Origin of the sequence: Aeromonas jandaei (assembly GCF_037890695.1) — a bacterium.
GTDB classification, from domain to species: Bacteria; Pseudomonadota; Gammaproteobacteria; order Enterobacterales; family Aeromonadaceae; genus Aeromonas; species Aeromonas jandaei.
Window position 1 is genome coordinate 4,281,804 of the sequence record NZ_CP149571.1, and the last position, 18,145, is coordinate 4,299,948.

18 protein-coding genes and 1 pseudogene are annotated in these 18,145 nt (G+C 61.5%); 14 read left to right on the forward strand and 5 right to left on the reverse strand.

Annotated features, from left to right (window positions below; genetic code table 11):
- Positions 1-25: 25 nt before the first annotated feature.
- Positions 26-619 (reverse strand): TetR/AcrR family transcriptional regulator, encoded by a 594-nt coding sequence (locus WE862_RS20120; protein ID WP_042029789.1) that lies wholly within the window; start codon positions 617-619, stop codon positions 26-28.
- Between the two features lie 107 nt (positions 620-726).
- Between WE862_RS20120 and WE862_RS20125 the strand changes: the two genes are divergently transcribed.
- Both WE862_RS20125 and WE862_RS20130 read left to right on the forward strand, forming a co-directional pair.
- On the forward strand, positions 727-1,662 hold the full coding sequence (locus WE862_RS20125) for an ABC transporter six-transmembrane domain-containing protein (RefSeq protein WP_042029790.1): 936 nt from the start codon (positions 727-729) through the stop codon (positions 1,660-1,662).
- Between the two features lie 14 nt (positions 1,663-1,676).
- Positions 1,677-3,065, forward strand: coding sequence for an NAD(P)/FAD-dependent oxidoreductase (locus WE862_RS20130; RefSeq protein WP_042029792.1), 1,389 nt, complete (start codon positions 1,677-1,679; stop codon positions 3,063-3,065).
- A gap of 31 nt (positions 3,066-3,096) precedes the next feature.
- Here the strand turns inward: WE862_RS20130 and WE862_RS20135 are convergent, their stop codons facing one another.
- On the reverse strand, positions 3,097-3,744 hold the full coding sequence (locus WE862_RS20135) for a class I SAM-dependent methyltransferase (protein WP_042029794.1): 648 nt from the start codon (positions 3,742-3,744) through the stop codon (positions 3,097-3,099).
- A 133-nt stretch (positions 3,745-3,877) separates the two neighbouring features.
- Here WE862_RS20135 and WE862_RS20140 point away from each other — a divergent pair, with 133 nt between their 5' ends.
- The 7 genes and pseudogenes from WE862_RS20140 to WE862_RS20170 all read left to right on the forward strand — a co-directional run bounded on the left by WE862_RS20140 (position 3,878) and on the right by WE862_RS20170 (position 10,390).
- Positions 3,878-4,549 (forward strand): thermostable hemolysin, encoded by a 672-nt coding sequence (locus tag WE862_RS20140; protein WP_042029796.1) that lies wholly within the window; start codon positions 3,878-3,880, stop codon positions 4,547-4,549.
- The gene (locus WE862_RS20145; protein WP_042029798.1) at positions 4,546-6,024 is read left to right on the forward strand and encodes an AMP-dependent synthetase/ligase; all 1,479 of its coding nucleotides are present in this window, start codon (positions 4,546-4,548) and stop codon (positions 6,022-6,024) included. Before WE862_RS20140 ends, WE862_RS20145 begins: the two co-directional genes overlap by 4 nt.
- Positions 6,021-6,674: a TenA family transcriptional regulator gene (locus WE862_RS20150; RefSeq protein ID WP_042029799.1), complete on the forward strand. Its 654-nt coding sequence runs from the start codon at positions 6,021-6,023 to the stop codon at positions 6,672-6,674. Before WE862_RS20145 ends, WE862_RS20150 begins: the two co-directional genes overlap by 4 nt.
- A gap of 18 nt (positions 6,675-6,692) precedes the next feature.
- Positions 6,693-7,553 (forward strand): SDR family oxidoreductase, encoded by an 861-nt coding sequence (locus tag WE862_RS20155; RefSeq protein WP_042029800.1) that lies wholly within the window; start codon positions 6,693-6,695, stop codon positions 7,551-7,553.
- 1 nt (position 7,554) lies between these two features.
- Positions 7,555-8,187 carry a tetratricopeptide repeat protein gene (locus WE862_RS20160; protein WP_042029801.1) on the forward strand — a complete coding sequence of 211 codons (633 nt, stop codon included), beginning with the start codon at positions 7,555-7,557 and terminating at the stop codon, positions 8,185-8,187.
- A gap of 83 nt (positions 8,188-8,270) precedes the next feature.
- On the forward strand, positions 8,271-8,957 hold the full coding sequence (locus tag WE862_RS20165) for a response regulator (RefSeq protein WP_033112677.1): 687 nt from the start codon (positions 8,271-8,273) through the stop codon (positions 8,955-8,957).
- Positions 8,954-10,390, forward strand: a pseudogene (locus WE862_RS20170) (ATP-binding protein). Before WE862_RS20165 ends, WE862_RS20170 begins: the two are co-directional and overlap by 4 nt.
- 38 nt (positions 10,391-10,428) lie before the next feature.
- Here WE862_RS20170 and WE862_RS20175 read toward each other — a convergent pair.
- On the reverse strand, positions 10,429-10,923 hold the full coding sequence (locus WE862_RS20175; RefSeq protein WP_042029803.1) for an ATP-dependent zinc protease: 495 nt from the start codon (positions 10,921-10,923) through the stop codon (positions 10,429-10,431).
- A 395-nt stretch (positions 10,924-11,318) separates the two neighbouring features.
- Here WE862_RS20175 and WE862_RS20180 point away from each other — a divergent pair, with 395 nt between their 5' ends.
- The 5 genes from WE862_RS20180 (at position 11,319) to WE862_RS20200 (ending at position 16,266) form a co-directional block, all read left to right on the forward strand.
- Positions 11,319-12,362, forward strand: a complete 1,044-nt coding sequence (locus WE862_RS20180; protein ID WP_005348017.1) for a GMP reductase — start codon at positions 11,319-11,321, stop codon at positions 12,360-12,362.
- Between the two features lie 96 nt (positions 12,363-12,458).
- Complete coding sequence (earP, locus tag WE862_RS20185) at positions 12,459-13,667, forward strand: elongation factor P maturation arginine rhamnosyltransferase EarP (protein ID WP_042029804.1); 1,209 nt, start codon at positions 12,459-12,461, stop codon at positions 13,665-13,667.
- A 45-nt stretch (positions 13,668-13,712) separates the two neighbouring features.
- Positions 13,713-14,279, forward strand: coding sequence for an elongation factor P (gene efp / locus WE862_RS20190; RefSeq protein ID WP_005335100.1), 567 nt, complete (start codon positions 13,713-13,715; stop codon positions 14,277-14,279).
- A gap of 134 nt (positions 14,280-14,413) precedes the next feature.
- Positions 14,414-15,178: a DUF3530 family protein gene (locus tag WE862_RS20195; protein ID WP_042029805.1), complete on the forward strand. Its 765-nt coding sequence runs from the start codon at positions 14,414-14,416 to the stop codon at positions 15,176-15,178.
- 131 nt (positions 15,179-15,309) lie between these two features.
- Positions 15,310-16,266, forward strand: a complete 957-nt coding sequence (locus tag WE862_RS20200) for a D-2-hydroxyacid dehydrogenase (protein WP_042029806.1) — start codon at positions 15,310-15,312, stop codon at positions 16,264-16,266.
- 66 nt (positions 16,267-16,332) lie between these two features.
- Here the strand turns inward: WE862_RS20200 and WE862_RS20205 are convergent, their stop codons facing one another.
- The gene (locus WE862_RS20205; RefSeq protein ID WP_042029807.1) at positions 16,333-16,809 is read right to left on the reverse strand and encodes a YMGG-like glycine zipper-containing protein; all 477 of its coding nucleotides are present in this window, start codon (positions 16,807-16,809) and stop codon (positions 16,333-16,335) included.
- A 268-nt stretch (positions 16,810-17,077) separates the two neighbouring features.
- Positions 17,078-18,019: a LysR family transcriptional regulator gene (locus WE862_RS20210; RefSeq protein ID WP_042029808.1), complete on the reverse strand. Its 942-nt coding sequence runs from the start codon at positions 18,017-18,019 to the stop codon at positions 17,078-17,080.
- Between the last annotated feature and the right edge of the window lie 126 nt (positions 18,020-18,145).

Below are 18,145 nucleotides of genomic sequence, written 5' to 3' on the forward strand. Positions count from 1 at the left end.
AGAGTTGATGGCCCCTACTCCAGCTTTATGCCGGGTTGTTTGGCAGTACCAGCCGGTTCACCACCGCCATGATCTCCTGATAGGTGGCTTCTACCGTCTCGGGGGTTGGCTCCAGAATGAGGTCATCGGCATAGCCGTTGATGAGGGAGGTGATCTGGCGCGCCAGTCGTCCGGTATCAGCGGCCATGAAGTCGCCGCTGTCGATCCCCTTTTGCAGGATCTGCTCCAGCACCTCGCGCCATGCCTGAATGGTCTTGCGGTAACTCTCGGCAAATACCGGGTCGCGTAGCGACTCGTTCCATGCATCGAGATAGATGGCCCAGGAGGCATCCTGACTGGTCGGCAGGTTGTCCCGCACGAACAGTGGCAACGCTTCGCGGGCCGGCAGCGGCAACAGCCACTCCCGCTGCTCGGCTATCTCCTGACTGGTGAAGCGCTCCACGGCGCAGAGACAGAGCTCTTTCCAATCCTTGAAGTAGTGGTAGACGTGGCTGCGCGCCAGACCGGTGCGCTCGGCCACATCACGGGTAGAAGAGGCGGCCATCCCCTTCTCCCGAAACAGGGCCAGTACGGCCCCGATGATCATCTCTTTGCGCTGTTCTGCTGATGGGCGTGCCATCTGACCTCCTGCGATATCAATCGTTCCGCTTGACTTTGAGCGACCGCTCAAACAAACTTTGAGCACTTGCTCAAAGTTAGCATTTCCGACATCTTAGGAGATAACCCATGACAACACCAACCACTTCGGCAGCCAGTTGCAACGAGCAGGCCACGCCGTTGCCACACTCGGCCGGTCGTTCGCTGGGTGCGATTGCACGGGCCAATCCCCTCAAGCTGGCGGGCACCTTCTCACTGGTCGCCCTCGAAAACATCCTGCTGGTGGCTTATCCCCTGTTCGCCGGCTTTGCCATCGACGCCATCGTCAAGGGAGAGTGGTGGCAAGCCTCGAGCTATGCCCTCATCGTGCTGCTGTTCTGGCTCATCGGCGCCCTGCGCCGGGCGGTCGATACCCGCACCTTTACCCATATCTATGCAGCGCTGGCGGTGCCGGTGATCCTGGCCCAGCGTCAGCAGCAGGAGGGGCAATCCACCATAGTGGCGCGGGTCACCCTGGCACGGGAGTTTGTCGACTTCTTCGAGAAACATATCCCGATCCTGGCCACCAGCCTGGTCTCCATCATGGGTGCCGCCATCATGCTGACGGTGATCGAGTTCTGGGTCGGTATCGCCTGTATGGGGGTTCTGCTGCTGTTCGGTCTGTTGCTGCCCGGTTTTTCACGCAAGAACCAGCTGCTGCATGAGCGCCTCAACGACCGGCTGGAGCACGAGGTCAAGCTGGTGACGCATGCCGAGCAAATCAGGCTGGCCCGTCACTACCGTACCCTCGCATGGATCCGTATCCGGGTATCGGATCGGGAGGCGCTCGCCTTTCTGGCGGTCGGCGTCAGCGCGGCCCTGCTCTTTTTGCTCGCCATCACCATGCTGATGGCCCAACCCCAGGTCTCCGCAGGCCATGTCTATGCTGTGATGACCTACCTCTGGAATTTTGTCAGCAGCCTGGATGAAGGGCCCGGTCTTGCCGACCAGCTCGCCCGGCTGCGGGATATCGGACGCCGGGTCAATACGGCGCAACCAGCCAGCAACACCGAACAAGCAATCTGAACCCGGAGCAAACCATGAACCCGACCACCCTCTGCCAACGAGCGTTGACCATGTGTATCAGCTGTTTTTTCCTCGCCGCCTGCGGCCCCAAAATGAGCGACTTTGAGCCCAACACCAGCTACTGGTTCAAGGAGAAACCGGCAGAGGAGAGTGCCCCGCTGGCACAAGATCTGAAGGTGGATATCGCCATCATAGGTGGCGGCTACAGCGGCCTCTCCAGCGCCTGGCATCTGGCAAAGGCCAATCCGTCGCTCAAGATTGCCATCTTCGAGGCCAAACAGGTCGGCAGCGGCGCCTCGGGCCGCAACGGCGGCATGGTGCTGCCGGGCTCCGAGGTGATGGATCTCTATGAAGAGGGGGAAGCGAGCAAGCGCCACTATGATCTGACGGTCGCCAGCATGCACAAGCTGCAAGCACTGGTTGAATCGACCGGCATCGATGCCGATATGAGGCTCGATGGTTATGTGGAGGCGATCCTCGATGAGGAGGATATTCCCGAGTACCGCGACTATGTAAAAACCGCCAATCGCCTCGGCATCCCGCTGCAATACTGGAACGCCGACACCACCGAAGAGAAACTCGGCACCGACCGCTACGCAGGCGCCGTCTACGACCCCAATGGCGGTCAGGTACACGCCATGAAGCTGGTCAACGCCCTGCACAAGGCGGTGGAGCAGGCGGGCGTCACCATCTATGAACAGAGCCCGGTTCTCGGGATCAAGGAGGGGAAGCAGATCGAACTGAACGTGGCCAACAAGTACAAGGTGACCGCCGACAGCATAGTGCTGGCGACCAACGGCTACACCTCAAAACTTGGCTACTTCAGCGGCCGGGTCTTTCCGGTACACGCCCAGAGCGCCGTGACCGAACCGCTTACCCGGGATCAGCTCAACGCCATCCAGTGGCAGAGCCGGATGCCCTTTTATGACACCCGCAACATCCTGTTTCATCTGGTGTTGACCCCGGACAACCGGATCGTCATCGGCGGTGGCAATGCCGAGTACGTCTTCAACGACGGCCTCAACTACAAGGGAGACCTCAACCGGGTCAGCGCCATGATGATGAAGGAGCTGGTGACACTCTATCCGGCCCTCAAGGGAATCAAGTTTGAACAGGTGTGGGACGGGGTACTCGGCATGACCGGCGACAGCACCGAAGCGGTGGGGGTGATGGGAGAGCACAAGAACATCTACTACGCCCTCGGCTACAACGGCCACGGCATCAACCTCTCCTTCCTGTTTGGCGACATTGTGGCCAGCCTCTATCAAGGCAAGGAGCACCCCTGGTTCAACCACGCCGAGCAGACGCTGCCGATGTGGCTACCGCCGGAGCCATTCAAGTCAATCGGCGTCAAGTCGGCCCTGATGTACTACCAGTGGCAAGACAAGGGCTACGACCAGTAACCCACCAACGAGCAACAGAAAAAGGCACGCCTCAGGGCGTGCCTTTGTGCAATACCGCCACATCGGCATGAGGCAACTCAAGCTCGGCCTGCCAGCGAGCAGCCAGCACCCGAAACGACGCCTCGGCAAAGAAGACGATATGGGTAGGATCGTGGCGGTAGCGCCAGTTTTTGAACCGCTCGTCACCGAGCACCCGCTGGGTTTGCAGCACCAGCATGCCGCCGGGCTTGAGACAGGCCCACAACCGGTCAAGCACGGCGCGCGGTTCGGCAATGTGCTCGATCACCTCGGTACTGGTGATGAAGTCATACTGACGCGTCAGCAACTCGGGAAAGTCGGCATAGAACTTGTCATATCCAACCATGTCGTAACCCGCCTCGCGTCCCATCGCCACCAGCGCAGGGCCGGGACCGCAGCCAAAATCAAGGCCGCTGGCAGGTAGCGGCACCCGCGCCAGCACCTCGCCAAAAGCCCGCATCAGAAACGTGCGATAACGGGGATCATCCACCCGGTTGTCGTGACCGTCGTAGACCGCCTTCTCCGCCGCCTCATCCAGATGATCGCCCGCATCCAGCCAGACCAGCTCGCACTGGCGACAGCGGTGATAGCGCTTGCCCGCCACCGGCAAGGGATAGGAGTGATGGCTGGCACAGAGGGGGCAACAGGCAGTCGATGACATGGAGTACCTCGGGATGACGACAGGGGGGCAGCTTGCCTGCGGTACCGGATGCTGACAACTTTTTTTTGCCGCTTAAGGGTTTCTTAAGTTTGGGCTTTTACTCTGAATCCATCGCAAGAGAAGGAGCCTCCCCATGACCACCGAGATCCAAGCCCCCTACCGGTTGATCCTGGCCGAATCAGAGCAGCAGGTCATGGCGCTGCAAGCCTATATCCAGGATGCCTACACCCTGGAGTTCAATGCCCGCATTCCCCATTTCCTGCCCTGCCTGATCGGACTCTATCGCGCCGATGGGACGCTGGTTGGTGCCTGTGGCCTCAACCGTGCCAGCAGCCAGGCCGGCGAGCATCGCCTCTATCTGGAGCAGTATCTGGAGCAACCGATTGAAGCCTCCATCGAGACTCGCCTTGGCGTTCGCCCCGACCGCCAGCGCATCATCGAAGTGGGCAATCTCGCCTGTCGCGAGCCGGGCAATGCCCGCCTGATGTTTGCCGCCCTCTGCCGCATGCTGTGTGACAACGCCCTCGACTATGTGGTCTTTACCGGCACCGCCAAGCTGCGCAACAGCTTCACCCGCCTGCGCCTCAATCCGGTCGAACTGGCCCCCGCCCAGGCCCATCAGGTCGGTGCCGATGCCGCTGCCTGGGGCGAGTACTACCGCTGCCAGCCCAAGGTGATGGTGGGAGATATCAATCAGGGGCGGGCAGTGCTCGCCCAGAGCAGTCTGCTGCTCAACCTGCTGGCCCCCATGCCAGTGCTTTTTACCGATGCAACCCTGACCAGTGAGAAAAGGTGCGCCCAATGAGCCTGTTCGACGCCATCGCCAAACATGCCCGCGAGAATCCGCAATCACCTGCGCTGCTGAGCAGCCAGCAGCGGCTCGACTACCACAGCCTCTGGCAGCAGATCCAGCATCTGGCTGGCAAGCTGCAGCAAGCTGGCATCAAGCGCCTTTCCCTGCAACTCGACAACGGCTTGCCATGGGCGCTAATGGATCTGGCCTGCACCAAAGCCGGGATCGTGGTCATACCGGTACCCCACTTCTTCAGCCTTGAACAGCAAGAGTGGCTGCTGGAGAGCAGCGGCGCCGATGCGCTGGTTGGCCCGGCCCATCAGGGATGGCACGCTGCCGAGCCGCTCTTGCTGGTCAGCGGCGAACTGCCGCTCTGGCGCCGCAAACCGGCAAGCCTCCCGGCATTGCCACAGGGCACTGCCAAGATCACCTACACCTCCGGCACCACGGGCCAGCCCAAAGGGGTCTGCCTCTCGCTGGCCAGCATGATGGCGGTGTGCGAGTCGTTGGCCGAGCGTGTCGCGCCAGCCAAGGTGGAAAAACACCTCACTCTGCTGCCGCTGGCCACCCTGCTTGAGAACCTCACCGGCCTCTATGTGCCGCTGCTGACCGGTGCCTGCAGCCGCATTCCATCGCTCGGCGAACTCGGCTTCACCGGCTCCAGCTCGCTCAATCCCGCCATGCTGGGGGAGGCGCTGCTGCGCTGGTCAACTCACAGTCTGGTGCTGGTGCCCGAGCTGCTGCGCCTGCTGCTGGCGCTCTGTACCAGTACCCCGGTGCTGGCCCAGCAGCTGCGCGGTCTGCGCTTTATCGCCGTCGGCGGTGGCAAGGTTGCCCCCGATCTTATCGCCCATGCCCGCCAGCTTGGTCTGCCGGTCTACGAGGGATATGGCCTCTCGGAGTGCTGCTCGGTGGTGGCCCTCAACACCATGGGTGCTGACAAGCCGGGCAGCGTTGGCCGCCCCCTGCCCCACACCCGTGTCACCATCGGCGACGATGGCGAGATCCTGGTACGCGGCAGTGCCATGCTGGGGTATCTGGGTAGCGATGAGTCAATCCCCGAGCAGATTGCCACGGGGGATCTGGGCCGCCTCGATGAAGAGGGCTACCTCCACATCACCGGGCGCAAGAAGAATGTCCAGATCACCGCCTTTGGCCGCAACTTCTCCCCCGAGTGGGTCGAGGCTGAAGCCCAGCTCTGCCCCGCCATCGCCCGTATCGTGGTGTTCGGCGATGGCCAGCCCGCCAACGTGGCGCTGATCCAGCCCCTGCCGGGCAAAGAGGCAGAGCTGCCACAACAGATCGAAGTATTGAATCGTCGTCTCCCCGACTACGCCCGCCTGCACCACTGGCTGCCGGTGGCACTCGACCAGCATCCCGGGCTGCTCACCGCCAACGGGCGGGTGCGCCGGGAAGAGACCTATCGCCAGTTTGCCCAACAGATCAGCCAGTGCCTTGCAACCGGCACAACAGGAGAATCCTCATGAGCTTCTATCAGACTCTGCAACAAGCCACTGCCACTGAGCGCGAGCACCTTTTCAAGGCCCCCATCATCGAAGCTTGCCGCCGTGGCGACATCAGTCGCGACACCTATCTCGCCTTTCTGGCGCAGGCCTACTATCACGTGCACCACACTGTCCCGCTGCTGATGGCAACCGGCGGCAAGCTGGGTCAGGAGTATGAGTGGGTACGCGGCGCCATTGCCGAGTACATCGACGAGGAGTACGGCCATCAGGAGTGGATCCTCAATGACATCCGCGCCTGTGGCGGCGATGCCGAGGCGGTGCGTCACGGCCAGCCCGGCCTGCCCATCGAGCTGATGGTCGCCTTCCTCTACGATCAGATCCAGCGGGGCAATCCCATGGGCTTCTTCGGCATGGTACAGGTGCTGGAAGGCACCAGCGTCGCCATCGCCCTCACCGTAGCCGACCAGCTGAAAAGCGGCCTCGGGCTGCCCCCGCAGGCGATGAGCTATCTCAGCTCCCACGGCACCCTGGATCAGGAGCACCTCAAGTTCTTTGAATCCTTGATGGATAAGGTCGAGAGCCCGGCAGATCAGGCCGCCATCATCCACTCCACCAAGGTGGTCTATCGCCTCTACGGCGAGATGCTCTACAACCTCACCGCCACGCCGTGACCAGAAGGAATCCGCATCATGAAACTTGAAGGAAAAACGGTGCTGCTCACCGGCGCCAGCGGCGGGATTGGCGAGGAGCTGGCCCAGGAGCTGGCCGCCCAGGGCGCCCATCTGCTGCTGCACGGCCGCCGCGCCCCGGCACTGGAGCGCCTGTGCAAGTCGCTGCCACACCCCGAGCGCCATCAGGTGGTGATCGCCGACCTTGGCGTGCCCCACGAGCGAGCCAAATTGCTGCAACACCCGACGCTGGATAACGGGCTCGACATCCTGATCAACAATGCCGGCTGCAACCAGTTTGCCTGGTTGGAAGATCAGAGCAGCGAGCAGGTCGAACGCCAGCTGCTGCTCAATATCGAGGCGCCGATCCAGTTGACCCGCGCCCTGCTGCCCCGCCTGCGCAAACCGGGGATCATCATGAACATGGGGTCAGGGTTTGGCGGCATCGGCTACCCGGGCTACAGCGTCTACTGCGCCACCAAGTTCGCCCTGCGCGGCTTTAGCGAGGCGCTGGGGCGGGAGCTGGAGGGCAGCGGCATCAAGGTGCTCCACTTTGCCCCCCGCGCCACCCGTACCAAACTCAACTCCGAAGCGGCCTACGAGATGAATGCGGCGCTCGGCACCCAGACCGACAGCCCGCAGGAGGTAGCCGAAGCGGCCATCATCGCCCTGTGCAACGAGACCCGCCGCAGCTGGCTCGGCTGGCCGGAGAAGCTGTTCGTGCGACTCAATGCCCTGCTGCCCGGCATCGTCGACAAGGCGCTGGCCAAACAGCTGCCCATCATTAAACGCTATGCCCGCCAACAGCCGGGCATGGCCGAGAGCAGCGCGGCGCTGCAGCCCGATCTCTCACGCCCCATCCCGACCAAAAAGGAACTTTGATATGAACGTTGCGCTAAAATCCGCCACCTCCTGCGTCATCGCCCTCCTGCTTGGCTCGACCTGCGCCCAGGCAGCCACAGATGCCCTCGCCCCCATCCAGCAGCAGTGGGCCGTCTGCCAGTACCAGCAGAGCGGCAAAGGGAAAGAGAGCTGCCTCGAAACCCTGAGCACCCAGGCCGAAGCGGCCAGCGCCAAGGAGCCATTTCGCACCGACCTGCTCATCTGGTCGGCCATCGTCAAGAGTACCTGGGCTGGCGCCAAGGGCGGACTGGGGGCGCTGGGGCTGGTGAAAGAGGCCAAGGCCAAGCTGGAGCTGGCCATCAAGCAGGATCCCAAGGCGCTGGAGGGCTCCGCCTACACCAGCCTGGGTTCGCTCTACTATCAGGTACCCGGCTGGCCAGTCGGCTTCGGTGATGACGAGAAAGCGGAGCAGCTGCTCAAGCAGGCGCTGGCCATCAACCCGACCGGCATCGACCCCAACTTCTTCTACGGCGACTTCCTGCTGGATCAGGGGCGCAAGGCTGAGGCCAAAACTTATCTGGACAAGGCGATGGCAGCTCCAGCGCGCCCGGGCCGGGAAGTGGCGGACGAGGGCCGCAAAATGGAGATCCGCGAGCGGCTCGCCAAGCTGTAAAGTTCTGCCGTATCAGAGATCTATTTAAACTCTGCCCACCAGCTTGCATACTGGTGGGCAGAGTCGTTTCAAGGGGAATAACAATGCGGATCCTGCTGGTTGAAGATGATGTGATGCTGGGTGATGGCATGCAGGATGCCTTGCGCCACAGCGGTTATACGGTGGACTGGCTGCAACAGGGGTTGCCCGCCCTGACGGCCCTCAAGAGCGACGAGTTTGCCGCCCTCATTCTGGACCTCAACCTGCCCGATATCGACGGCCTCAGCCTGCTGCGCAAGCTGCGCCGCGAAGGGCACCAGCTGCCGGTGCTGATCCTCACCGCCCGCGATGCCCTCGACGATCGGGTCATCGGCCTTGATGCCGGCTCCGACGACTACATGGTCAAACCCTTCGCCCTGCAGGAGCTCAACGCTCGCCTGCGCGCGCTGGTGCGCCGCAGCAAGGGGCAGGTACAGGCCGTGCTGGAGTATGGGGAGATCCTCATCTACCCCGAGGCGCAGCAGGTCACCTATCGGGGTGAACCGGTCAAGCTCACCCCACACGAATACAAGTTGCTGCAAGAGCTCATCAGCCAGAGCGGCCGGGTGCTGAGCAAGGAGCAGCTGCAACAGAGCCTCTACGGCTGGGACGAGGGGGCTGAGAGCAATGCGGTGGAGGTACACATCCACCACCTGCGCAAGAAGTTCTACAGCGACCTTATCCGCAATATTCGCGGCGTCGGTTACATCATTCCCCAGCTTGATCAGGCCAGCCGGAGTGTCACCCGATGAAAAAACCGCGCTCCATCCGCCGCTTTCTGCTCACCGGTATTCTCACGCTGGTGGGGCTCAGCCTCACTATCAGCGCCGTCATCGGCTATCTGGAGGCTAGCCACGAGATGGAGGAGCTGTTCGATGCGCGGCTGGCCCAGTCCGCCCGCATTACCGACCAGCTGCTGGAGCGCTATCTGGCCCAGCAAGGGGCGCTGCCAGCCAATGGCACCATCTATCAGGATTGGGAGGTGCAAAACCCCGACGAGTGAACCAAGGATCCCAGCTTCAATCTGAGTGGTGAGGATCGGGAACTCACCCCCTATGGTCACGAGTTCGAGCGCAACCTCTACTTCCAGCTGCTCAACGACAAGGGGGTAATGTTGCTGCGCTCCCCCAGTGCCCCGGACCAGCCACTGGTCGAGCTCACCCGCGGTTTCAGTACGGTGAAAAAGGATCACCATCAGTGGCGCACCTTCACCCTCTACAATGAGGATGGCCGCACCTGGCTGGTGGTGGCCGAGCGGGATGACGAGCGCAGTGAACTGGCCAGCAAGATGGCGGCCCTTACCATGCTGCCCCTGTTGCTGACCCTCCCCTTTCTGCTGGTGCTGCTCTGGTGGCTCATCACCCGCGGTCTGGCGCCCCTTCGCCTGCTGGCGCAAGCGATCAGCGAGCGCCACCCCGCCAACCTGAGCCCGCTCAACCTCAAGATCGGCGCCCACGAACTGACTCCGCTCACCAACGAGATCAACCGCCTGATGCATGCGCTGGCCGAAACCATCGAACGGGAGAAACAGTTCACCAACGAGGCAGCCCACGAACTGCGCACCCCGCTGGCAGTGCTGCGGATCCACAGTGAAAACGCCCTGAGTGCCGAGGATGAGGAGAGCCGCCAGCAATCGATGCTCAAGATGCTGCAGGCCCTCGATCGCAGCGACCGGCTGATCCGCCAGCTGCTGACCCAGGCCCGCATCGACAACCAGCAAGGGGTGGTGCAGAGCGAGCTCAACCTGAGCCAGCTGCTGCAAACCTCGCTGGCAACGCTGGCCCCCATCGCCCTGAAAAAGGATCAACAGCTCTCGCTGGAGGGGGAGGAGAATCTGATGGTGATGGGTCAGGGCACCCTGCTCGATCTGCTGTTCAGCAACCTTATCGACAACGCGTTGCGCTACACCCAGGCCGGGGGCGAGATCACCGTCGAGGTACGGCAGGAGGGGCACAGGGTCAGGGTCGATATCCGCGACAACGGCCCCGGTATTCCGACCGCGGCGCTGTCACGGCTGTGCGAGCGCTTCTTTCGGGTCAATCCCCAGCAGGGAGATGGCGTAGGCCTTGGCATGGCGATTGTCTCGCGCATCGCCCAGCTGCACGGCGCCGAGCTTGATGTCCACAACCGGCCGGAGGGAGGGCTGGAAGTGAGTGTGTTCCTCCCGCTTCCGCCGGCAAGATAAGCGATAAGCAAACAGCCCGCGATGCGGGCTGTTTGCTATCAATGACAATTTGGCTGCACGGTAAAGGTTCGGCCGGCATCCACCGGGCCGAGATCCGCCAGCAGGCGGCGGCCAAGCAGCACCGGATAGATCATGTCGCTGCGATCCCGCAGGGTGAACCACTCCTCGTACACCCTGTCCCCCAGACAGATGGACATGGTGACGGTTGGCCGCTGCTCGATGCCCCCGGCGCCGCGAATGGTCACGCTCTGCTCCACCGGACGCTCGAACTGCTGTTTGACCCGCTCACCGCTGTCGGCATCGGTCACATCCAGCATGAAGCGCACCCAGGGTTTGCCATCCCGTTTGAAGTGGACGAGGGAGCGCGCATCAAGAGAGGAGGTGAGCGCACCGGTATCGAGCTTCATCTTCACCGCCACACCGATCGGCATGATGAGTCCCTTCTCAACCCAGCCATAGCTGGTCGCTGTTGCCGCAAGTGCGCTGCCACAGAGCCCCCACAGGATGGCGGCACTCAACAATCTTTTGCCCATCACGATCTCTCGCATTGTCGATATTGCGCCCAGATCTATCACAGCCAACCCGGGGGTCAACCCGATTTGTAGTGACCAGCCGCAACCAGCCCTGCAAACCGCAACGGCAGACGACAGTCGGTGGCAGCAACGACGCCGATTGCATAGGGTTGAAAACAGGGGGAAAAGAGGTAAATGGGAGGCAAGATAAGGTGCTGGATGAAGCTTGTGGCCAGCCTCAGGTTGTGACGCCAAAGGCTACCACAACAATGAGCGAATTATCAGTCTTGTTCTGAAGGGATTTTTGCCTACACTGTTGTAAACCGGAGGGCCTGAAAACCACCGGTTTTTTTGCGCCTGCCGAAAATTTGCCACTGCAAAAGTGACTTTCAACAAGGCTCAATAAGGAATTTGTAATGCGTATCGAAGAAGACTTGAAGCTCGGTTTCAAGGATGTCCTGTTCCGCCCCAAGCGCTCTACTCTCAAGAGCCGTTCCCAAGTAAGCCTGACCCGTCAGTTCACCTTCAAACACACTCAGACCCAATGGCAAGGCGTACCCGTTATCGCCGCCAACATGGATACCGTCGGCAGCTTTGCCATGGCGCGCACGCTGGCCGGTTTCGAGATGATGACCGCGGTACACAAGCACTACAGCCTTGAGCAGTGGCAAGCTTTCGTCAACGAGACCGACCCGGCGCTGCTGGGCCATGTGATGGTCTCCACCGGCACCTCGGCTGAAGATTTCGCCAAGACCCGCCAAATCCTCGCCATGTCCGAAGCGCTGCGCTTCATCTGTGTCGACGTGGCCAACGGCTACTCCGAACACTTCGTCGAGTTCGTGCGCAAAATTCGTGAAGCCTGCCCCAACCACGTCATTCTGGCGGGCAACGTGGTCACCGGCGAGATGGTCGAAGAGCTGATCCTCTCCGGCGCCGACATCGTCAAGGTCGGCATCGGCCCGGGCTCGGTCTGTACCACTCGCGTCAAGACCGGCGTCGGTTATCCGCAGCTCTCTGCCATCATCGAGTGTGCCGATGCGGCCCACGGCCTCGGCGGCCAGATCGTCGGTGACGGCGGCTGTACCTGCCCGGGCGACGTCGCCAAAGCCTTCGGCGGCGGTGCCGACTTCGTGATGCTGGGCGGCATGCTGGCAGCCCACGAAGAGTGCGGTGGCGAGATCGTCGATGTAGACGGTGAGCCCTTCATGAAGTTCTACGGCATGAGCTCCTCCAGCGCCATGGACAAGCACGCTGGTGGCGTCGCCGAATACCGCGCCTCCGAGGGTAAAACCGTGCTGCTGCCATACCGCGGCCCGGTCGAGAATGCCGTGCGCGACATTCTGGGCGGCGTGCGCTCCACCTGTACCTACGTCGGCGCCAGCCAGCTGAAAGAGCTGACAAAACGGACTACCTTCATCCGGGTTCGCGAGCAAGAGAACAACGTCTATGGCAAGGAGTAACCTGCCACAGACCGCCGTCACACGCTGACGGTTAGAAGCCAGTCAACCGGTGTGCTACCCTGCGCACCGGTTTTTTTGCATTTGGAACCCCGAGCCATGACAACTCCCCTGCCCCCGTTTGACTGGGACATCTTCTGCTGCGTCGTCGACAACTTCGGTGACATCGGCGTCACCTGGCGACTCGCCCGCCAGCTAAAACGGGAGGGGAATATTGCGGCACATGGCGATGAGGTTCAGGTGCGGCTCTGGGTGGACGATCTGGCAAGTTTCGCCCGCATCTGCCCCGGGCTCGACCCGGCGCGGGATGGCCAGTGGGTCGATGGCATCTATATCCAGCACTGGCATGAGACCCTGCCGACCGACATGACACCGGCCAGAGTGGTGATCGAGGCCTTTGCCTGCGAACTGCCCGCCCCCTTCATTGAACGAATGGCCGAGCTGATGGCGAGCCAACCCAGGCCCCCCTGCTGGATCAATCTGGAGTACCTCTCGGCGGAGAGCTGGGTCGAGGATTGCCACGGCCTCGCCTCGCCACAGCGAGTTGGCAACCAGAGCCTCAACAAATACTTCTTCTTCCCGGGCTTTACCGCTAAAACCGGCGGCCTTTTGTGCGAGCACGACCTCATCGCCGAACGGGAGCTGTGGCAGCAAGATGATGCGGGACTGGCAGCCTACTGGGCCAGCCTCGGTTTGCCGCCCAGACAAGAGAACGAGCTGCGGGTCAGCCTCTTTACCTACGAGAGCGATGCGCTGCAAAGCTTGGTCGAGAGCTGGTGCCAGAGCACCACGCCCGTCACCCTGCTGTTGCCGCTGGGGCGTTCTCTCAACGATGTGCTCACCGGCGCCGGTCTGGCAGATGCCATCCCTGCGGCCCAAGCGGGGGAGCTGCTCCACTCGGGCAACCTCACCATCAAGCTGCTGCCGATGACCGATCAGGCTGGTTACGATCGATTGCTGTGGAGCTGCGATCTCAATCTGGTGCGCGGGGAGGACTCCTTCGTGCGGGCCCAGTGGGCGGCTCGTCCTTTCCTCTGGCATATCTACCAACAGGAGGAGGAGGCCCATCTGGTCAAGCTGGAGCAGTTCCTCGATCACTATCTTGCTGATCTGCCTGCCGATTGTGCCCAATGGCTGCGCCGCTTCAATCTGGCTCTCAACCGTGGTGAAGATTGCCGCGAACTCTGGGCCCAATGGCCGCAATACAGCGCGATTTGGCAACAACATGGGCGACTCTGGTCACAGAAGCTGCTCCGGGATGGGGATCTCGTCACGAGGTTGGTGAAATTTCTGGAAAGCCGTATATAATCTGGCAGTTTTTATCCGTCCGTTTCACGAACAGGAATTTTTTACATGAAAACCGCTCAGGAAATCCGCGCTGGTAACGTAGTCATGATCGGCACCGAGCCGATGGTGGTCCAGAAGGCTGAATTCAACAAATCCGGCCGTAACTCCGCCGTGGTCAAAATGAAGCTGAAAGGCCTGCTGAACGGCAGCGCCACCGAGACTGTCTTCAAGGCCGACGACAAGCTGGACGTTGTTCAGCTGGAGCGTAAAGAGTGCACCTACTCCTACTTCTCCGACCCCCTGTATGTCTTTATGGACACCGAGTACAACCAGTACGACGTAGAGAAAGACAACCTGGGTGACGTGCTGAACTACCTGGTAGACGGCATGGAAGATCTGTGTGAAGTGACTTTCTACAACGAGAAAGCCATCTCCGTAGAACTGCCGACCACCATCGTGCGCGAAGTTGAGTACACCGAACCGGCTGCCCGTGGCGACACCTCCGGTAAAGTGACCAAGCCTGCCCGTCTGAAAGGCACTACCTACGAGCTGGCTGTTGCCGCTTTCGTAGAAATCGGTGACAAGATCGAAATCGATACCCGCACCGGTGAATTCAAGCGTCGCGTCAACTAATTGACCACGTTGAATTGATTGCAAAAAAGCGAGCCTCCGGCTCGCTTTTTTATTGCCTGTTTGCAGCTATAACGCCAACCTCCTTCAGAAAATCCCACCGCCGCCGCTAACCCAGATAACCGGGGGAGCACACTATGGCCAGATTATCCTTATCACTGCTGTTAATGACCATGCTGGCTGGCCATGTCGCGCAGGCGAGCGACGTTGCCCCTCCCATCGCGGAGCCACTCCCCCTCGATCACTGGCAAGCGAGCGACTGGAAAGGGCAACCCGAAGCGACCCAGATAGACAAGCAGACGGTGCTGTTTGCCAAGCACGATAGCGACAACTATGTGGGTCTCGCCATCCTGCTGCCCGACTGGCAGCGCAGCGGCCAGCTCTGGCAACTGACCCGTGCCCTCAGCCAGCTGGGCTTTGATACCCTGCTGCTGCTCCCCTCTCCCCAGCAAACCGAGCTCGACCCTGCCGCCGAGAAAAAAGCCAAGGAAAGCGACGCCTTTCGCAAACAACTGGCCGAGCGGATCAGCAAACTGGCCGATGCCAAACTGCAGGAGGGGGGCTTCAAGCTGATCCTGGCGCAAGGCACCGGCGCAGCCTGGACCGCCAACCTCATCGCCAGCGAACAGCTGCCCGCCCCCGATGCGCTGGTGCTGCTCGATGGCTTCTTCCCCGACCAGCAGAGCAACCAGATCCTCGCAAAAGAGATAGCACAGGGCACCATCCCGACTCTGGATCTCTATCAGGAGGATGGCGGCCGCTGGCCGCTGCTGGCAGCCGAGGCTCGCCAGACCGAGAGCCGACGCAGCCACAAGCTCAATTACCGTCCTTACGCCCTGATGGAACTGGGCGAAACCCCCACCCGCATTCAGGGGTGGCTCAACCATCTGGGCTGGCTCTGACCAGGGCCACAAAGCACGCGCAACATCACATCTGCCGGAGAAAGCCCACCCGCCATGGCGCGGTACACTGGCTCTGATGGCGCCCTTTTTGGCATCATGACGATTCAAACCCGAATATGGCAGGAAGGTACATGCAGCAGATTGTGTTTCTCGACAGCGATACCCTGGATGCGGGCATCACCCTGCATCATCCCGACTTTCCCCACCACTGGCAGAGTTATCCCAGCACGGCCCCGGAACAGGTGGTCGAGCGGCTGAAAGATGCCAGCATCGCCATCATCAACAAGGTGCGCATCGGCGCCGCCGAGCTGGCCCAACTGCCGGAACTCAAACTCATCGCCCTGGCCGCCACCGGCAGCGACAACGTGGATCTGGAGGCGTGCCGCGCCGCCAACGTCGGGGTATGCAACATCCGCAACTACTCGGGCCCCTCGGTGCCGGAACACGCCATGGCACTGATGCTGGCCCTGTCGCGCAACCTCTTCTGCTGGCGCCAGTCGCTGCTGGAGGGGCGCTGGCAACAGAGCGGCCAGTTCTGCTTCTTCGATCACAACATCATGGATCTGCACGGCAAGCAGCTAGGCATCATCGGCAAGGGAACCCTGGGTCAGGCGCTCGGCGAACGGGCCAAGGGGATGGGGATGACGGTACGTTACGCCCAGAGCCAGATCGGTGGCAGCCACGACGAGGATCGCCTGCCGCTCGACGAGCTGCTGCAGAGCTCGGATGTGATCAGCCTGCACTGCCCGCTCACCCCCTACACCCGCAACCTGATTGGCGAGCGGGAGCTGGGATTGATGAAACCGGGCGCCCTGCTGATCAACGTCGGCCGCGGCGGTCTGGTGGATGAAGAGGCGCTGCTGCGGGCGCTGGCCAACGGCCGCCTCGGCGGTGCCGGTTTCGATGTGGCGAGCGTCGAACCCCCGCCCCCTGACCATCCCCTGATGAAGGCGCTGCAATACCCCCACTTCATCCTCACCCCGCATGTAGCGTGGGCCAGCGAGGAGTCGATGCAGCGGCTGGCCGACCAGCTGATCGACAACATCAACGCCTTTGCCGCCGGTCGCCGCCAGCACCGGCTGGTCTGAGCAAACATGCAAAACGGGGCCCACTGGCCCCGTTGTTTCATTCCCACCATTCACGACAGATGGCGATCAATCGTCGTCATGCCATCTGTGTTTTTTATGCTTCTTGTGCTTTTTGTGGTGCTTGTGATGGTGGTCATCATCATCGTAATAGCGATCCTGACTCTGGTGGCCATCGCCGGTCTTGGCACCGATGGCCGAGCCACTTGCTCCGCCAACCCCTGCGCCGATCAGCTGGCCAGTATCACCACCGACACTCTTGCCGATAGCAGCACCACCCAGCGCCCCCACCGCTCCGCCAAGGGCCGCTTCATTCTTGTTGCCCTTGTTGGCCGTCGCCGCGCCACCAGCTGCGCCGCCAATGGCCGCACCAACCAGCGCACCGGTATCGCCCCCCAACTCCTTGCCGATCATGGTGCCCGCTACCCCGCCTGCGCCGCCACCTAGAATGGCATTGAGGGTCTCGGAGGCGTGCACGGTCGTGCTGCCAGCGAGCAAGGCGCCCAACAGGGCCAGTGTGCGAAGCGCGCACGAATTCATCTCCATGGGTACTCCTGTCAAACCTGATTAATTCCACCGGCACTATACAAAGCAGCGGGGCCAGCGCCAGATGGGGGACAATCGCCCCCCATGCTGCTCAAGTTGCGCCAAATCAGGAATGCAGGCGGAGCCATCGATGCAACGAATTGAATCAGAAGGGGAAACCGGTGAAATATCAGAAGTGGAGGCGAGCAACCAAAGGCAGTTGCCACAACTTGCTCCCGTCAGGGGCAAGCGGCCATCGGACAGCTCCTGTCACCAGCCCTGCAGCCGGTTAGCGAGAGGAGGATGCGGCGTATTGCGCCATGATGACCTGACGCAGCAGCGCGCGCCCCTCATCGATGCGGGTTGAACGGGAGATCCCCTTCGCCCACATCAGCGCCAGGGTGCGGCTCAGCACCGGTTCGTGCAACGCCACGACCTTGAGCTGGGGATCGCACTGGTTCGCGGCATAGAGCCCGGGCAGGATGGCAACCGCCAGCTCGGAGCGCACTAGGCCGTAAAGCGTCTCGACATACTCTGTGGTGTATCTGGGTTTGAGCCTGGGCAGCTGGCTCTGGGCCAGTCCATTGACCTGCCGGCTGACGTTGCCTCTGGCAAAGAGGGCTATGTCGCGGCGGGTCAGCTCCTGCCAGCTGATGGCCTCTTCCCCTGCCAGCGGATCCTGCCGGTTGATCACCGCCACCAGCGCATCGTCCAGCAGCGGCGTCACCTCCAGCGAATCGGGCAACTCGCCATCCAGCACGCCAATCCCCGCATCCAGAGACCCCTCGGCCAGCGCCTGCAACAGACCGTCGTTGGTGTGATCCTGAAACTCGACCCGCAAGCCCGGAAACTGCTGCTGCAGACGGGCGGCCGCCAGCGGAAACATCAGGGTGCAGGCCGACGGGATCAGACCGATGCGCAGGGTGCCATAGCCCCCTTCTGCCATCACCTGCTGCATGTCGGCAAAAGCGGCGTGGGCCACATTGAGCAGCCCCTTGGCGTGGGGCAAAATCGCCTCCCCCTGTTCGGTCAGGGTGACCGCCTGCGCGGTGCGGTGAAACAGTTTGCCGCCAAGCACAGATTCAATCTGGCGCAGGGCACTGCTCAGGGCAGGCTGGCTGATGGCCATCTGATTGGCCGTTTCGGTGAAGTGGCGCAGCTGGGCCAGCGTGACAAAATACTGGATCTGCTTGAGAGAGAGCGCAGGCAGACGGCGCCAAGGTTCGGACATGAAATCGACAACCGGAGAAAAACGTTTGCAACAGCATAACCCTTTCTTATCCAGTTATAAATTCTTTGCGCTATGCACGGGCCAATCCCCTCCCTAAAGTGTGCCCATTATTCCCCTTGTCAGGCC

Excerpts from the sequence above, each read along its gene's own strand:
- WE862_RS20120 (WP_042029789.1), bottom strand. The coding sequence starts at position 619 with ATGGCACGCCCATCAGCAGAACAGCGCAAAGAGATGATCATCGGGGCC.
- WE862_RS20125 (WP_042029790.1), top strand. The coding sequence starts at position 727 with ATGACAACACCAACCACTTCGGCAGCCAGTTGCAACGAGCAGGCCACG.
- WE862_RS20130 (WP_042029792.1), top strand. The coding sequence starts at position 1,677 with ATGAACCCGACCACCCTCTGCCAACGAGCGTTGACCATGTGTATCAGC.
- WE862_RS20135 (WP_042029794.1), bottom strand. The coding sequence starts at position 3,744 with ATGTCATCGACTGCCTGTTGCCCCCTCTGTGCCAGCCATCACTCCTAT.
- WE862_RS20140 (WP_042029796.1), top strand. The coding sequence starts at position 3,878 with ATGACCACCGAGATCCAAGCCCCCTACCGGTTGATCCTGGCCGAATCA.
- WE862_RS20145 (WP_042029798.1), top strand. The coding sequence starts at position 4,546 with ATGAGCCTGTTCGACGCCATCGCCAAACATGCCCGCGAGAATCCGCAA.
- WE862_RS20150 (WP_042029799.1), top strand. The coding sequence starts at position 6,021 with ATGAGCTTCTATCAGACTCTGCAACAAGCCACTGCCACTGAGCGCGAG.
- WE862_RS20155 (WP_042029800.1), top strand. The coding sequence starts at position 6,693 with ATGAAACTTGAAGGAAAAACGGTGCTGCTCACCGGCGCCAGCGGCGGG.
- WE862_RS20160 (WP_042029801.1), top strand. The coding sequence starts at position 7,555 with ATGAACGTTGCGCTAAAATCCGCCACCTCCTGCGTCATCGCCCTCCTG.
- WE862_RS20165 (WP_033112677.1), top strand. The coding sequence starts at position 8,271 with ATGCGGATCCTGCTGGTTGAAGATGATGTGATGCTGGGTGATGGCATG.
- WE862_RS20175 (WP_042029803.1), bottom strand. The coding sequence starts at position 10,923 with ATGGGCAAAAGATTGTTGAGTGCCGCCATCCTGTGGGGGCTCTGTGGC.
- WE862_RS20180 (WP_005348017.1), top strand. The coding sequence starts at position 11,319 with ATGCGTATCGAAGAAGACTTGAAGCTCGGTTTCAAGGATGTCCTGTTC.
- earP (WP_042029804.1), top strand. The coding sequence starts at position 12,459 with ATGACAACTCCCCTGCCCCCGTTTGACTGGGACATCTTCTGCTGCGTC.
- efp (WP_005335100.1), top strand. The coding sequence starts at position 13,713 with ATGAAAACCGCTCAGGAAATCCGCGCTGGTAACGTAGTCATGATCGGC.
- WE862_RS20195 (WP_042029805.1), top strand. The coding sequence starts at position 14,414 with ATGGCCAGATTATCCTTATCACTGCTGTTAATGACCATGCTGGCTGGC.
- WE862_RS20200 (WP_042029806.1), top strand. The coding sequence starts at position 15,310 with ATGCAGCAGATTGTGTTTCTCGACAGCGATACCCTGGATGCGGGCATC.
- WE862_RS20205 (WP_042029807.1), bottom strand. The coding sequence starts at position 16,809 with ATGGAGATGAATTCGTGCGCGCTTCGCACACTGGCCCTGTTGGGCGCC.
- WE862_RS20210 (WP_042029808.1), bottom strand. The coding sequence starts at position 18,019 with ATGTCCGAACCTTGGCGCCGTCTGCCTGCGCTCTCTCTCAAGCAGATC.